Origin of the sequence: Intestinicryptomonas porci, from assembly GCF_033971905.1 — a bacterium.
In the GTDB taxonomy this organism is placed as follows: domain Bacteria; phylum Verrucomicrobiota; class Verrucomicrobiia; order Opitutales; family Intestinicryptomonadaceae; genus Intestinicryptomonas; species Intestinicryptomonas porci.
In genome coordinates this window covers 307,850-321,683 of the sequence record NZ_JALBUT010000001.1, presented here as the reverse complement: position 1 = coordinate 321,683, position 13,834 = coordinate 307,850, and the positions used below count along the sequence as shown (strand labels likewise).

At 48.0% G+C, this 13,834-nt stretch carries 13 protein-coding genes; all 13 read right to left on the bottom strand.

Features of this window, described 5'->3' with window-relative positions:
• Nucleotides 1-67: 67 nt before the first annotated feature.
• The 13 genes from MOX91_RS01510 to MOX91_RS01450 all read right to left on the bottom strand — a co-directional run bounded on the left by MOX91_RS01510 (nucleotide 68) and on the right by MOX91_RS01450 (nucleotide 13,822).
• Nucleotides 68-2,473: a carboxy terminal-processing peptidase gene (locus MOX91_RS01510; protein ID WP_370396311.1), complete on the bottom strand. Its 2,406-nt coding sequence runs from the start codon at nucleotides 2,471-2,473 to the stop codon at nucleotides 68-70.
• A 79-nt stretch (nucleotides 2,474-2,552) separates the two neighbouring features.
• Entirely contained in the window at nucleotides 2,553-3,425 is an 873-nt protein-coding gene (locus MOX91_RS01505) for a rhomboid family intramembrane serine protease (RefSeq protein WP_370396310.1), read from the bottom strand.
• A complete protein-coding gene (locus MOX91_RS01500) occupies nucleotides 3,422-4,126 on the bottom strand; it encodes a tRNA threonylcarbamoyladenosine dehydratase (RefSeq protein WP_370396309.1) in 705 nt (234 codons plus the stop codon). Before MOX91_RS01500 ends, MOX91_RS01505 begins: the two co-directional genes overlap by 4 nt.
• On the bottom strand, nucleotides 4,119-4,799 hold the full coding sequence (locus MOX91_RS01495; protein ID WP_370396308.1) for a TatD family hydrolase: 681 nt from the start codon (nucleotides 4,797-4,799) through the stop codon (nucleotides 4,119-4,121). The genes MOX91_RS01500 and MOX91_RS01495 overlap by 8 nt, the downstream gene beginning before the upstream one ends.
• Entirely contained in the window at nucleotides 4,799-5,890 is a 1,092-nt protein-coding gene (gene aroB / locus MOX91_RS01490; protein ID WP_370396307.1) for a 3-dehydroquinate synthase, read from the bottom strand. The genes MOX91_RS01495 and aroB overlap by 1 nt, the downstream gene beginning before the upstream one ends.
• 217 nt (nucleotides 5,891-6,107) lie before the next feature.
• Entirely contained in the window at nucleotides 6,108-6,980 is an 873-nt protein-coding gene (locus MOX91_RS01485) for a pentapeptide repeat-containing protein (protein WP_370396306.1), read from the bottom strand.
• Nucleotides 6,981-7,195: 215 nt separating this feature from the next.
• The gene (gene ftsY, locus MOX91_RS01480; RefSeq protein ID WP_370396305.1) at nucleotides 7,196-8,116 is read right to left on the bottom strand and encodes a signal recognition particle-docking protein FtsY; all 921 of its coding nucleotides are present in this window, start codon (nucleotides 8,114-8,116) and stop codon (nucleotides 7,196-7,198) included.
• A gap of 6 nt (nucleotides 8,117-8,122) precedes the next feature.
• A complete protein-coding gene (nusB, locus tag MOX91_RS01475; RefSeq protein ID WP_370396304.1) occupies nucleotides 8,123-8,596 on the bottom strand; it encodes a transcription antitermination factor NusB in 474 nt (157 codons plus the stop codon).
• Between the two features lie 3 nt (nucleotides 8,597-8,599).
• Nucleotides 8,600-9,088 (bottom strand): 6,7-dimethyl-8-ribityllumazine synthase, encoded by a 489-nt coding sequence (ribH, locus tag MOX91_RS01470; RefSeq protein ID WP_370396303.1) that lies wholly within the window; start codon nucleotides 9,086-9,088, stop codon nucleotides 8,600-8,602.
• Entirely contained in the window at nucleotides 9,085-10,161 is a 1,077-nt protein-coding gene (gene ribB, locus MOX91_RS01465; protein ID WP_370396302.1) for a 3,4-dihydroxy-2-butanone-4-phosphate synthase, read from the bottom strand. The genes ribH and ribB overlap by 4 nt, the downstream gene beginning before the upstream one ends.
• 18 nt (nucleotides 10,162-10,179) lie before the next feature.
• The gene (locus MOX91_RS01460) at nucleotides 10,180-10,908 is read right to left on the bottom strand and encodes a pseudouridine synthase (protein ID WP_370396301.1); all 729 of its coding nucleotides are present in this window, start codon (nucleotides 10,906-10,908) and stop codon (nucleotides 10,180-10,182) included.
• A gap of 22 nt (nucleotides 10,909-10,930) precedes the next feature.
• Nucleotides 10,931-12,508, bottom strand: a complete 1,578-nt coding sequence (locus tag MOX91_RS01455; protein WP_370396300.1) for a xylulokinase — start codon at nucleotides 12,506-12,508, stop codon at nucleotides 10,931-10,933.
• A gap of 60 nt (nucleotides 12,509-12,568) precedes the next feature.
• The gene (locus tag MOX91_RS01450; RefSeq protein WP_370396299.1) at nucleotides 12,569-13,822 is read right to left on the bottom strand and encodes a DUF1343 domain-containing protein; all 1,254 of its coding nucleotides are present in this window, start codon (nucleotides 13,820-13,822) and stop codon (nucleotides 12,569-12,571) included.
• Nucleotides 13,823-13,834 lie beyond the last annotated feature (12 nt).

The following is a 13,834-nucleotide window of genomic DNA, read 5'->3' as shown; positions in this document are numbered from 1 at the left end:
CACACATTTTTAAATTTTATCGGCAAATTCGAAGATTAAAAAAATAAAAAATACTTGTTTTTCGGAATTAATTTTTTTTCGCGGAATTTTCAAATTCGAGCCAATCGCCCATGATGCGCAAAGCTTCGCGCATGGAGACGTCAAACTCGGGAACGTCGTCTTTCTTGGACTTGCCCTTTGAATTATGCTTTTCAGAAGGCGGATTAGCTGATTTTTCACCCGATGAAGAGGATTCGGCTTTTCCGCCCGCCGCAGACTCTGTATTTTCGCCTTGCGGATTTTTTTCTTCAACGCCATTTTCTGAGGAATTGTCTTGCGAGGCGGAGCTTTCCTCCTGCATTTTTTTCTTGGCAATGGCACTGTCCAAAAGGATTTCCTCTTTTTTGAAGTTGGACTTCGCAAGCTCTTTCTGACGCTCATTCATCTTGTCCGCAAACGCTTCGTCGTCTTTTAACTGCTTTTCGCGCGCGTCCAAATTCAAACTCCAATCCTTCTTCTCCACGCGCGATTTAAACCAGCCAATCCTTTCGTTCAAGAATTTGAATTCGTCCAGACTTTCGCGCCTTTTTTCCGACTTTTCGGAAAGAGTGGAAAGCAGCTTTGCGCCACCCTCGCCCATGCCGTACCCGTATCCCGCGCGTATTGAAGCAGGATCGATTTCGTCCCAATCCAAGGCATTTTCACGCTTGTCTTCTCCCAAGTCGAGATGCTCCAAAGTTGATGGCAATGCGATGTCGGAATGAATGCCTTTTAACTGTATTGATTCTCCGTTCGGCTGATACCATTTTTGAATGGTGATTTTTGCCGCGCTCTTGTGCGATTTGTCGAAATTCGCCAAATGGTAAACCATCTGCACGGAACCTTTGCCGAAAGTTGACTTGTCGCCGACGATTATCGCCCTTTCGTGGTTTTTCAAAGCTCCGGCGACAATTTCGGCGGCGGAAGCCGAAAGGCGGCTGACAAGCACAATCATTGGTCCGTCCCAAACGACCTTAGGGTCGTCGTCTCTCATCTGCACAACCCTGCCCGAGCGGTCGCCGACCTGCAAAACAGGCCCCGTTCGGATAAAAAGCCCCGCAAGATCGACGGCTTCGTTCAAAAAACCGCCGCCGTTTTTGCGCAAGTCCAAAATGATGCCCTTAACGTTGCGCTCTTTAAGCTTTAAAATCAGCTCCTCTACATCGTGCGTCGTCGAAAAGCCCTTCACTCCGTCTGCGCCATCGGATTCCCCGTAAAACGCAGGAAGGTCTATCACGCCTATCGGAACTGTTTTATCGCCTACGGGAAGTTCGTAAACGCAGGCGCGGGCAAGCTTTTCGGTAAGCTGTATTTTTTCGCGCTGCAAAACCACGATTTTCCTGACACCCGGGTTTCCCTTCGGCTCTATCTGCAAATAGACTTTCGAGCCTTCTTTGCCCCTTATGAGGCGAACTGTGTTGCGAAGCTTCTTGCCGACGACATCCTCGATTTCATCGGCGGACTGCCCTACACCCACAATCTTGTCGCCGGGCTCTATTTTTTTGCTCTTTTCGGCGGGCCCCCCGGGCATAAGCTCGACAACGCTGCAATAGCCGTCCTTTTCCGAAAGCACCGCGCCTATGCCGACAAGGGCGTTGCGGACTGAAATATCGAACTCTTCAAGGGCATACTCCGAAAGGAAAGACGTATGCGGGTCATAAATGTTTGAAATGGCGTTTAAGAAAAATTCCTGAATTTCCGTCGCATCGTCCTTTGTCATGTTGGAGATGAGATTTTCATAGCGCTTCAAGACTTCCTCCTTCGCTTTTTTGAGCTTTTCTTCAAAAGTCTTTGGAGCGTCGTTTTTCAATTCATCGCCCGCGTCTTCAACCTTGCGAACCGCATCTTCGTCGATTTCAGATACAATCTGCTCGTCTGAATTATCGTAGCCGATGATTTGGCTTAGAACGTCGAATTTTATGCGCTTTTGCCAAAGCTCGTCGGCTTCCGCCATATTCTTGGGCCATTCAGCCTTGCTTCGGTCGGGTCTGAAAGTTTCGTCATTAGAAAAGTCGAAAGGCTCTTCCATGCGCTTTTTTATCCATTCCAACCTCGCCTTCGCGCGCGGCACAAACGTTTCGTGGTAAATTTTATTGGCAGGCAAAATCACGCCCTGGCGCAACAGCTGCGGCAAGATGGGCGCAAGCCTTTCCGTGTAGAAATCGACGTCGCTTTCAAGAAAAAACATCTTCATGAAATCGAGGGAAGACATGTATTCCCTCACAAGCTTTTTCATGTCGAGCTTGTCGAGGCTTTTCTTAAGGTAATGACCGTTTTCCAAACAAAATATGAAGTTGCGCGATTCCCCCCTCATCTTCGGGGACGCAACAAGCAAAGACGGATCCGCCTCGACCAAAACGGGGCTTTCCTCTTTTTGACCTGCGGCGTCCGAAGCAAACGACACCCCGCCATAAGCCAATAGCAGAAGTGCCGCAAAAATTCTTAAAAATCTCATGTAAAAATAGTTCCCTTTCATCATTTCAAATATTAAAATTAACACCAAAAAAGCGGAATGTCTAACAGTTTTTTAATTTTTACATGCGTTTGTTAGCCTCGCTTAAAATTTCCTTTTCCTCATCGGTAAGGCTGTAAAACCCGTAGCGGTTGACCTTATCCAAAATTCTGTCAACTTCCGCGCGCAGATTTTCCTCAGAAGAAATATCCACCTTGAATTTATAGTCAGACGCCATGCCCATGGAACGCTTTTTGGGAAACTTAAAATTAGAAATCTTGAAAAATTCCGACCTGTTTTCCGACATCAAAACAGCGCAAAGACAACCCGCGGCAATGCCGCCCAAATGGGCTGAAAAACCTATGCCGCCCCTTGAAAAAGGCGCAAGCTCGAAAAATATAAAGCCAAAAAACTCAAATGCCGACATAAATTTAAGCATTGTCCAAGCCCTTATTCTGACAGGGAAGACGAAAATTATAAAAGTCATAACCTCGTTTTTTGACATCATAAGAAACGCCGAAAGCAATCCTATTGCGCCTCCCGACGCGCCTATTAAAAGGCTCTCATGCCCTATCAAATCAGACAGCAAAAATATAACAGCTCCTCCCAAAACAGACGCAGCGTATATAAATAACGTCCGCGCCGCCCCAACTTTAAGCTCAAGGGCAGACCCCGCAAAGTAAAGCACGAGGCAGTTTACGCCAATGTGCAGAAACCCCTCATGCAAAAGCGAATATGTAAAAAGCGTCCAAACCTTGCCGTCCGACAAATTGGCAAGAGAGAGGGCGAAATACCTCGCCAAAACATCGCTTCCCGTAAAATTGCGGATTATCAAATCGAGCAAAAAGAACGCTATGTTTGCCAATATAAGAAATTTCACCGCCCCCATATTGCCAAAAAATTCGCGGGCGGATTTCTTCGGAGCCCTGTTAAAATATTCCCTGTCGTAAATCATAAAATTTCCTTCATTGCGAGATTTGCAAGCATAAGCCCGAAAACGCCCGTTACAACCGCTCCGCTTCCGACAATCTTTTGGGAATCCGCGCCGCCGCTTGAAACATGGGTTGACGCCCCGATTGCTTCGTCGGAATAAACGCACATGAAACCCGGCTTTAAATTCATTTTTCTAAAAGACTTCCTTATTGAAGAGGCAATCGGGCAGACGCTCGTTTTCATAAGTTTTGCGCACTTTACCATTTCAGGATTTTTGCGCCGCGCAGCCCCCATGCTCGAAACGATTTTCATGCCTCTTGACACGGCTTCCTTTAAAAGCTCGAACTTGGGTTTAACCGTGTCGATTGCGTCCAAAAGCACGTCGCATCCGCAATCCAAAAGACGGGGCGCGGTGCTTTCATCAATAAAAAAATCGGCAGTTTCAACTTTTGCCAAAGGATTTATTTCCAAAATTCTGCGCTTCCAAACTTCCGCTTTTTTTTGCCCCACCGTCGAAGAAAGCGCGCCAAGCTGGCGGTTTATGTTGGTAATGTCAAAAGAATCGCCGTCAACTATGACAAAATTTTGCGCGCCAGTACGAGCCAAAGCCTCTATCGCAAATCCGCCGACAGCCCCCGCGCCGCAAACCAAAAACTTGGCATTGCGCAGACGCTCCAAAAATTCCGCGCCGTACAAAACCTCTGTTCTCGAAAATCTATCCATTTTTAAAAAATTCCGAAAAATTTTCCCCTATTAAACGGCAAAGTTCAACCTCTTTCAAATTCAAAATTTCTGACGCGAGAAAATAAGTTTTTTCCATCTTTTCAATGCTTGGGAAGGAATCGCTTTCAAGAAGAATTCGATTTTTGCCCGCCGCCGCAAGAGCGTCCCTGCCAGATTTCAATTTAAGCTCCCTCTCTCCGAAAGAAAACCATCCGCCCATCTTCTCAAACTTCTTCACAAGCTCTGCCGAACACTTCGCCGCATGGATTAAAAACCGCTTGGGACGCAAGCGTTTAAGAGATAATTCAAGCTCATTCCAATGCCCGACTTCGTGGATTATTACAGGCAGATTTCTTGAAATTGCCGCGCCCGCCTGAATCTCAAAACAATCCCTCTGAAACGCCAAATCGAAACTTGAATGCTTGTCAAAACCGATTTCCCCCACGGCGTCGGCATTATCCAAAAATGAGGCAAATATATCTTTGTTAAATCCGCCCAAATATTTCGGATGAACTCCGAACGCCGCAAAAACATTCTTTGGAAACGCTTTTTTGAACGCCGCAAGCCTCGGCATGTCCGCAGAACTTGCACAAGCCGCGCAAACCGCCAACTCTCCCGAAAATTCGTCAAATTCGGAAGAAGGCAAATGGCAATGGGCGTCGCAAAGAAACATCAGCCCATCGCAGTTTCAAAAATTTCCCGCGCCAAAGATTCTTCTATGCCGGGAACAACAACGCTCGTGCCAATCCCGTTCATCAAGACATACCTCGACTTGCCCGACATCGCCTTTTTGTCGCGCCTGCCGGCTTCAATCAAAAGGTCTGAGGAAATCGGCTCGCGGAATTTTACAGGCAAATCGTAAATTTCCAAAATGCGCCTGATTCGGGAAGTTTCCTCTTCGGAGAGCATTCCCAACTTTTCGGACATCCTCGCCGCGAGCAGCATCCCAAGCCCCACCGCCTCGCCATGCAAATAATGCCCGTAGCCCGCAGTGTTTTCGATTGCATGCGCGAACGTATGCCCAAGATTTAAAAGAGCCCTGCCGCCGTCCTTAGAAGTTTCGCGCTCATCATTAGAAACAATTTTAGCCTTCATCTTGCAACAGTGCGCAATTACGTTCCCGATTTCGGGATGCGAAGCGGAAAGCGGCTCTTTCAAATTTTCCAAGAACCCGAAAAACGACTTGTCGCCCAAAAGCCCATATTTTATGACTTCCGCCATTCCCGCCGAAAATTCTCGCGCGGGCAGAGTTTTTAAAAACGAAGTGTCGATAAAAACCGCCTTGGGCTGATGGAACGCCCCGACCAAATTTTTGCCTTCGGGAATGTTTATGCCCGTCTTGCCGCCGACGGAAGAATCGACCATCGCAAGAAGTGTAGTCGGCACTTGGTAAAAATCAATGCCGCGCATGTAAGACGCCGCGGAAAAGCCCGCCAAGTCGCCGACAACGCCGCCGCCTACGGCAAAAACCGCGCCGCTTCTATCGACATTGCGCTGCGCAAGCTCCCTGCAAATTCTTTCGAGATTTCGAAAGCATTTTGCGCCCTCTCCGTTTTCGACAATAATTTTTGCGCAGTTTTCAAAATCGGGATTGTCGAAATTCACAAATTTGCCCCAAATGTTCTCCTCGCTTACAAAAGCAACGGGATTGCGTCTTGAAAGCCTGTCCTTCGCCGCGGAAACCGCCAAATCAAAGGCGCCGCTTGCGATGTAAATATCGTAGCTTCTGCCGCTCAGTTCGACTCTTACGATGCTTGTTTTCATTTTAAAAAATTTTGACTAAAACTACCGCCCCGCAGCGCATTAGTCAAACATTTTGTAAAAGCGCGGCATTTCCCGACAAAGAAAATTTTTCCGACAAAAAGACACTAAAAAACACCTTGCCTAAAAGGCAATTTCCCGCCGAACAAACCCGAAAAAAACGCGCGGATGAAAAAAAAGTTCTCCCTGCCCGCGCGCTTTGTTTTTTATGCAAAAAAAGCTATTTCAAAATCGCCCCCGAGAAATCGGCATTCTTTACGCCGTCAAGTTTCGCGCCTCTCAAATCCGCGTGGAGTAGAACCGCGTGGTTTAGATCCACACTGCGCAGATCGGCATTATTTAAATTCGCGCCACGTAGCTTAGCACCGTTTAGAAACGCATTACTCAAATTCGCGCCACTTAGATTCGCATTGCTTAAATTCGCATTGTTTAAATTTTGACCCGAAAAATCCAAGCCACTCAAATCAAGGCCCTTAAAATTTATCCCGCATAACTTCTTGTCCTTGTAGCTCGCTGTAGAATACAGCTGCTCTTTTGTAAAGCCTTTTGCTCCACTTAAATTCGCAAAGCATAGATCCGCGCCGCTTAGATCCATGCCGCTTAGATTCGCTTTGCGTAGATTCGCGCCACTTAGATTTTGCCCAGAAAAGTCCAAACCGCTCAAATCAAAACCCGAAAAATTTATTTCGTATAGTTTTTTATTCTTGTAGCTCGCGGTTGAACACAGCTGATCTTTTGTAAAACCTTTCGCTTCGCTTAAATGCGCACCACTTAGATTAGCGTTGCTTAGATGCGCGCCACTTAGATTCGCGACGTGTAGAAACGCCCCGCTTAGATCCGCGCCTATTAGATTCGCGTTACTTAGATTCGCTTCGTATAGAAACGCGTCACTTAGATCCGCACCGCTTAGATTCGCGTTGCTTAGATCCGCTTTGTGAAGCTTCACGCCACTTAGATCCGCACCGCTTAGATTCGCGTTGCTTAAATTCTTGCCCGAAAAATCCTTCCCAGACAAATTTTTGCCCAAATAGTCATTTAATCCGCATAAAAATGGCAAAACCGCAACTGAAAGAAATATCAAAACCTTTTTCATATTTATATTTTTTGTTATCAGAATCCAAATTGCAAGAAATTTTTACACAAATTCCCTTCATGTATATATTGGCATATTAAAAATTTTTCTCACAAACTTTTTGCATTTTTTTGAAAAATTTTTCTCCCGCCCGCGCAAAAAAAACGGCTTCGGAGAAAATTCACCGAAGCCGTTTTTATTAAAAGATTTTTAGAAAATTTTGCGCGGAAAATTTCTTAATTTTCGTCCAAGCCGAAAATTGAATTGCAATACGCCTTGACGTCGAATTTTTGCAGGTCTTCCGCCCGTTCGCCCAAGCCGACGTATAAAATGGGAAGTTTTAACTGCCTGTAAATTCCCGCGAGCGCGCCCCCCTTTGAGGTGCCGTCGAGTTTTGTTATTATCATTGCGCTTAATTTAAAAGCCTTGTCGAAAGCCTTTGCCTGCTCTATGCTGTTTGAGCCGAGACTGCCGTCAACCACGATTATCGAATTTTGCGGGGCTGTCGGGTCGTTCTTTTCCAAAACCCTGCGGATTTTTGCAAGTTCGTTCATCAAATTTTCCTTGTTGTGGAGCCTGCCGGCGGTGTCCAAGATGAGAAAATCCGCCCCTCTTGATTTCGCCGCCTGAAAAGCGTCCCACGCGACTGCCGCGGAATCCGCGCCGTGGGAGCTTGCAACCAAATCGACATCAAGACGCTCCGCCCAAGTTTTTATCTGCTCGTTTGCCGCCGCCCTGAAAGTGTCGCACGCGCCAAGCACGACGCTCTTTCCCGACTTTTTTATGAGGCTTGCGAGCTTTGCCGCGGTTGTGGTTTTGCCAGAGCCGTTCACGCCGACAAGGCAAATTACTGTCGGCGCGTTTTGCGCTATTTTAAGCTCCCCTTCCGAACCCTCCAAAATTCTCGAAAGCACATCGCTTCCGATTTGAGCCGCGTCCTTGCCGCGCAGTTCCTTTTCGCGTTTATAGGCGTTTCTGATAGCTTCTGTTATGTCGCTTGTCGTGTCCCAACCGAAGTCTGCGCCGTAGAGAGTTTCTTCGATAAAATCTATGTCGCTTTCGGAAATTTTCTTGGAAAATAAATCCAAAATTCCGCCGAGCGCGCCCTGCGCGGTTTTTTTAAGCCCGTCCTTGAACTTTTTGAAAATCGAAAACATCGCGCGCTATTTCACAAATTTTATAGTCGCGTCCTTCAAGCACGCATGAGCCTTGATTTTGTCCAAAACGCCGTTTACAAAACGCTTGGAATCTGCGTTTGAGAACATTTTTGAAAGGTCAATCGCCTCGTTTATCGATACTGCCGACGGAATGTCGGGTCTGAACATAAGCTCGAATGCCGCAACGCGCATAATTGCCAAATCGACCTTGCAAATTCTTTCAATCGACCAGTTTTCGGCGGCATTTCCGATTTCTTTGTCGATGCTTTTCAAATGAGAGAAAACTCCTGCGATAAGCTCTTCGGAAAATGCATAGAAACTTCTATCGCGCTTTTTTTCGGCAAAGAAAGCCGACAAATATTCGGGAGTGTGCGGCTCTTTTGAGATGTCGCACATATAAATATACTGCACTGCCGCCGCACGATTTTCGCGGCGCGCGCTCATTTTAAGTTCCTCGATATCCAAGAATTCTTCCTGCATAAATCAATCCTCGTCGTATTCAGCCAAAAAAGAATCGGTAAGCCAAGCCATTTCGAGCGCAACTTCCGCAAACTCAACTCCCCTTTTTATAGAGCCTATCGTGCGGTCCTCCGCCTGCTTTTGGGTTTCGGCAACCACAATTCCATTCACAATCGGAACTTGGGAGGAAAGCGACACGCTTTGTAGCGCAACCGCCGTTGAATTGCCGATTATCATGTGGTGCGGAGTTTCGCCCGCAATGACGACCCCCAACGCGATAACCGCGTCAAAATCCCCGCTTGACGCCATCAAATTCGCCATGTGCGGAAGCTCACCCGAACCGGGTACGCGCACAACTTTTATGTTCTCCGCGGAGACGCCCGCGCAAAAAATCGTCGCCAATACATCGTCCAAAAGGGCATTCACAAGCTCTTCGTTAAAGCGCGCGGCGACTATGCCGAAGCGGTATCCGCTCGCGTCGAATTTCGGCTTTGATCCTCTGTCTAAACTCATATTTTAATTTCTCCCGTAATTTCAAGCCCGTATCCGTCGGGCAGTTTGTGCAAGCCCAAATGGGTGGTGAGCAGCCTCATCTTTGAAACGCCAAGCTCGCGCAAGATTTGCGAACCCACGCCGTAGTCGCGGACGGTAGGCTTTATCGGCTCACCAGAATAGGCGTCTATTCCGCCGTCTGCAAGGCTTACATATACAAGCGCGCCGACACCCTCTTTTTCAATCAGCCTCATCGCGCCTTCAAAAGATCCCGAACCCGAACTAAAAGAAGTGTCGGCAAAAATGTCGCACAAAATATTTTCTGAATGAACCCTCACAAGGGGCGATTGCGCTTTCGACAAATCTCCCTTTACAAGCGCGTAATGGATGCGCTTTGTATCCTTGGATTTCAAGCCCACAAAATTAAATTCGCCGAAACGGGTTTTTATTTTGCGCTCGAAAGTGCGCTCCATTAAATGCTCGTGGCGCAGGCGGTATTCTATTAAATCCGCAACGCTCATAAGCTTCATGCCGTGCTTTTTCTTAAATTCGATTAAGTCCGGAAGGCGCGCCATGGTGCCGTCGTCGTTCATAATCTCGCAAATGGCGCAACAAGGCTTCAAACCCGCAAGGCGCGCCAAGTCCACGCTCGCTTCCGTATGCCCCCCGCGCTCGAGAACACCGCCCGCCCTCGCCCTCAAAGGCTGGATATGCCCGGGGCTTACAAAGGCTTCGCTTCCCACGCTGAAATCTGCCATTAAATTCAACGCTCTCGCCCTGTCCGCCGCGCTTATGCCTGTTGTGACGCCGCTTGCGGCGTCCAAAGTGACGGTATATGCCGTACCTTTCGGGTCGCGGTTTACCTTTACCATGTCTTCTATGCCTATTTGGTTCAAGCGTTCCGATGTCGTCGGGGCACACAATAACCCGCGGGCATAGCGCAGCATGCAGTTTACCGTTTCGGGAGTGGCAAGCTCTGCCGAAAGAATCATGTCGCCTTCGTTTTCGCGGTTTTCGTCGTCAACGATTATCACGATTTTGCCTTGCGCAAAATCTTTTATGCAATCTTCAACGCTGTCCATTTGGCTTTTCATAACAAATAAAAGAACGTATTATTGCGGATTGGACTTCAATTTATCAATATCTTTTTGCTGAAGTTTTTTGTACGAACCCTCGGAAATGCGGCGAAGTTCGTACTTGCCTATTTGAAAGCGCACAAGCTCTTTCACAAAGTATCCGACAGCCTCGAACATTCTGCGTATTTCGCGCTTCCTGCCCTGGTTCAGCCATACTTCAAGCCTTCTTGAATACAGAGGAGCGTCCTTGTTTGCAAGGGTTGAGATGCGCAATGCCCTAAGCTTTTCGCCGTCGTGCATTACGCCGTCCAAAAGCACGGGAATGAGCGTCTTGTCAAAATCGCGGTTCAGCAAAATACGGTAGCGTTTCACTACGCCATTTGACGGATGGGTGATAAAATTCGCAAGCTCTCCGTCATTTGTCAAAATCAAAAGCCCCTGCGAATTTTTGTCGAGCCTGCCGACACAAAAAAGCTTCATTTCAGAATACGGCTCGCGCAAAAGCTCAAAAACAGTCTTTCCGTCAAACCGGTCTTCGTTGGTGCAAAGATAGCCGACGGGCTTATTCATCGCAAGAACGACTTTTTCTTCGACGATGCCCTTTACCGCCTTGCCGTCAACCACCACCCTGTCTTTTTCGGGGTTTACGTCCGCGCCGATTTCGGCGGGCGCGCCGTTTAAGCTAACGCGCCCTTCCAAAATCCGCTTTTCAGCTTCGCGCCGCGAACAAACTCCGCATTGCGACAAATATTTTTGAATTCTCATACAAAGAGGTTTTTCCGAAAAACTACGCCCTTTTGTATTCGGCTTCTATAAACTTTGCGAATTTGCCGATTTTTTCGGCATAAACTGCGACATTTTCAGCAATCGGCTCAACCGTTTTCGATGCGTCGGACTTGCAGAATTTTTCCGCCAAGTCGCTCCAAGAGAAACCTCCGCTTGCATTTGCCGCGCGCAACGCCGCGCCCAATGCAGCGGAATTGCCGACTTTCATACGCTCGATTGTGGCATTAAACACGTCTGCGGCAACCCTCGCCATTCCGTCGCTTTTGCTCGCACCACCCGTAAGGCGTATGCGGGACGGCTTTGAGCTCATCCAATCGGAGCGCAGTTTCATATTCATAAACTGCCCTTCAACCAGCGCGCGAACTGCCGAAGCCTTGTCTTTCAAGCTTTCAAAATCAGCAGTTCCCTTCAAACGCGGAGAATCGGAATTTACGCGCGGGGCGATTTCATCGCCATAGAAGGGAATGAACATATTTTCGCCACAGCCGACTTTTGTGCTTTCAAATGAAGTCTTGTCAAAGAAAGTCCAGTCAACACCCAAATCCGCCTTCAAATGCTCGCGGGCAAGGGATCCGTTTCTAAAACAAATAAGGCTCATAAATCCGCCTGCGGGATTGCCGAAGACGTGCCCGCACATGTCGGGGTCGGTCGCCAAGTCTTTCATGGAGGCAAAGAAAGTGTCGCTCGTGCCGAGGCTTATTGCGGCAGTTGCGTCGGCCATTGCGCCGACTCCGACGAGACTTGACGGATTGTCGCCCGTAAACAAAACTATGTCTGCCTCTGCGTTAAACCCGTATTTTTCGACAAAGTATTTTGAAATTTTGCCGCCGATGTTTGCGCTCGCCTTCACTTCGGGCAACTTTTCCGCGAGATTGTCCGCCAAGAAAGAGACGATTTTGCCGTCCCACTTCAAAGTGGATAGATTTAACATATTCATGCCCGCGCCGTCGCCGAAATCAATGGCGCAATCCCTGCCCGCCAAAACGGAGCATAAATAGGAGCTTACCAAATGTATGCGGGCTGTGTCGGCGTAATTTTCAGGCTCCTGCTTTGCGAATTTGCGGATTTGAGAGCCGGTGAAACGCTCGATTGCTCCGCTTCCCGTTATGCGCGAAAGCTCCGCGTTACCGCCGAGAGCTTCCGCCATCTCCCTGCATTCAAGAGTTGTGGAAGTGTCCATCCAAATGGGGGAAGTCGCCCTGCTTAAAGAGGGTTTCAACTGCTCCGCCAGTGTTTTGGACGAATCCAAATTTTCAACGGCTTTAAAGAAAGAGGAGTTTAAATACACGCTGCCGTGCTGCTGCCCCGAACCCGAAACCGCCGCAACCGACGCAAAGTCAAAACCGTCAGCTTTCATCCTTTCAAACAGCATGTCCAAAGAGTCAAGCCACATCATGGGGTCCGCATGGACAACGGAAGGATCTTCGTTTTTCAAATATCCTGACGGGGAATTGTACCAAGGCAAATCCGCGCCGAAATTCACGTTTTTGGAATAAACCACTTCGCCGCTAACTGCATCAACCGCAAGAGCCGACATCGACTGAGTGCTTGCGTCCAAACCCAAATATATTTTAGCCATAAAAAGAACTCCTGTTTGTTTATTAAAAAAAATTGTGTTTAAAGTATTGCACAAAACAGGCTATTTGTACAACCAAAATTTAGAGCTTTTTTCCTGAAATTTTTTTGCGTCCGCCGCCCACTTTTCAACAAATCTGCCGACATTCGCCCTCGCGCCTTTTGTGTAAATTTCATTCCACCACTCTTTTGAGCCGACATGCTTGTTGTACAATAACTGCGCGCTGTTCTTTGCGGAATAAAAAGGATTGCCGCGCGAAAGCTCGCAGGCAAGCTTCATCATGTAAAAGCTAAGCTCCGTCGGGCGAAGGGAATTAAAATCAGTAATAAGCACATAAACCCCCTCTTGCCCCAAATTGTTTTTAACCACTTTAAAATCCAATCCGCGAATGCCGTACGCTTTAAGCCTCGAACAAACTTCGCGCGCGCTCTTTCCCTTGAAAGTCAAAAATCTGAACGGATAATTTGAGCCGTAGCCGTGCCTGAACTCGCCAAGCTGTGCGCCAAGCCCTGTAATGGAATAGCCGAACGCCGCGGCGGAAGTCGGGATTGCGGGGCTTGTCGGAACCCACCTAAGACCCGTGTCAGCCCAAAGCATGCTTCTTCTCCAGCCCGACATTTTTATAATCCGCAAATTGCCGCGCTTGCGTATTTTTTCAGATACGCCAAGCCAGCCCTGCGTCCCCTTTGCCATCGACGCGATTTCCCCCATCGTAAGCCCGTGAACATAAGGCGCGGGAAACATGCCGACATAGCTTTTAAATTCCATGTCGAGCATAGGGCCATCAACTTTCAAGCCCCCAAGAGGATTGGGTCTATCCAAAACAATCACTTCCTTACCCGCCTCGAAGCAAGCCTCCATTGCAAGAAGCATACAGCTTGCATAAGTGTAAGAACGCGCGCCGACATCCTGCAAGTCTATGACAAGCGCGTCGATTTTGCTTAACATCTGAGCAGTTGGCTTGCGGTACTTTCCGTATAACGAATATACGGGCAACCCCGTGCGGGCGTCGATTTTATCAAGCACGGGAACCTCCGCCTTTTCGTTGCCGTATATCCCGTGTTCGGGTCCGAAAAGCGCGACCAAATTCACGCCGCGAGCCCGCCTTAAAACGTCAACGGTTGAAATCCCCATCGAATTTACCCCCGCGGGATTGGTCAAAAGCCCTATTCTTTTGCCGAACAAAGGCTCAAAGCCGAGACGCTCCAAAACATCAATGCCAAGCAAAACCTTTGGGCGGGTTTCATATTTTTGAGAAGAGTAAGAGCTCTCCCTGTCCGCGGCAAAAACGCAAACGGCGCACAATGCAACCGCCATGCAAAAAAACAA

What these genes read in the sequence shown, in the direction of transcription:
- MOX91_RS01510 (WP_370396311.1), bottom strand. Translation starts at nt 2,473, where the DNA reads ATGAGATTTTTAAGAATTTTTGCGGCACTTCTGCTATTGGCTTATGGC.
- MOX91_RS01505 (WP_370396310.1), bottom strand. Translation starts at nt 3,425, where the DNA reads ATGATTTACGACAGGGAATATTTTAACAGGGCTCCGAAGAAATCCGCC.
- MOX91_RS01500 (WP_370396309.1), bottom strand. Translation starts at nt 4,126, where the DNA reads ATGGATAGATTTTCGAGAACAGAGGTTTTGTACGGCGCGGAATTTTTG.
- MOX91_RS01495 (WP_370396308.1), bottom strand. Translation starts at nt 4,799, where the DNA reads ATGTTTCTTTGCGACGCCCATTGCCATTTGCCTTCTTCCGAATTTGAC.
- aroB (WP_370396307.1), bottom strand. Translation starts at nt 5,890, where the DNA reads ATGAAAACAAGCATCGTAAGAGTCGAACTGAGCGGCAGAAGCTACGAT.
- MOX91_RS01485 (WP_370396306.1), bottom strand. Translation starts at nt 6,980, where the DNA reads ATGAAAAAGGTTTTGATATTTCTTTCAGTTGCGGTTTTGCCATTTTTA.
- ftsY (WP_370396305.1), bottom strand. Translation starts at nt 8,116, where the DNA reads ATGTTTTCGATTTTCAAAAAGTTCAAGGACGGGCTTAAAAAAACCGCG.
- nusB (WP_370396304.1), bottom strand. Translation starts at nt 8,596, where the DNA reads ATGCAGGAAGAATTCTTGGATATCGAGGAACTTAAAATGAGCGCGCGC.
- ribH (WP_370396303.1), bottom strand. Translation starts at nt 9,088, where the DNA reads ATGAGTTTAGACAGAGGATCAAAGCCGAAATTCGACGCGAGCGGATAC.
- ribB (WP_370396302.1), bottom strand. Translation starts at nt 10,161, where the DNA reads ATGAAAAGCCAAATGGACAGCGTTGAAGATTGCATAAAAGATTTTGCG.
- MOX91_RS01460 (WP_370396301.1), bottom strand. Translation starts at nt 10,908, where the DNA reads ATGAGAATTCAAAAATATTTGTCGCAATGCGGAGTTTGTTCGCGGCGC.
- MOX91_RS01455 (WP_370396300.1), bottom strand. Translation starts at nt 12,508, where the DNA reads ATGGCTAAAATATATTTGGGTTTGGACGCAAGCACTCAGTCGATGTCG.
- MOX91_RS01450 (WP_370396299.1), bottom strand. Translation starts at nt 13,822, where the DNA reads ATGGCGGTTGCATTGTGCGCCGTTTGCGTTTTTGCCGCGGACAGGGAG.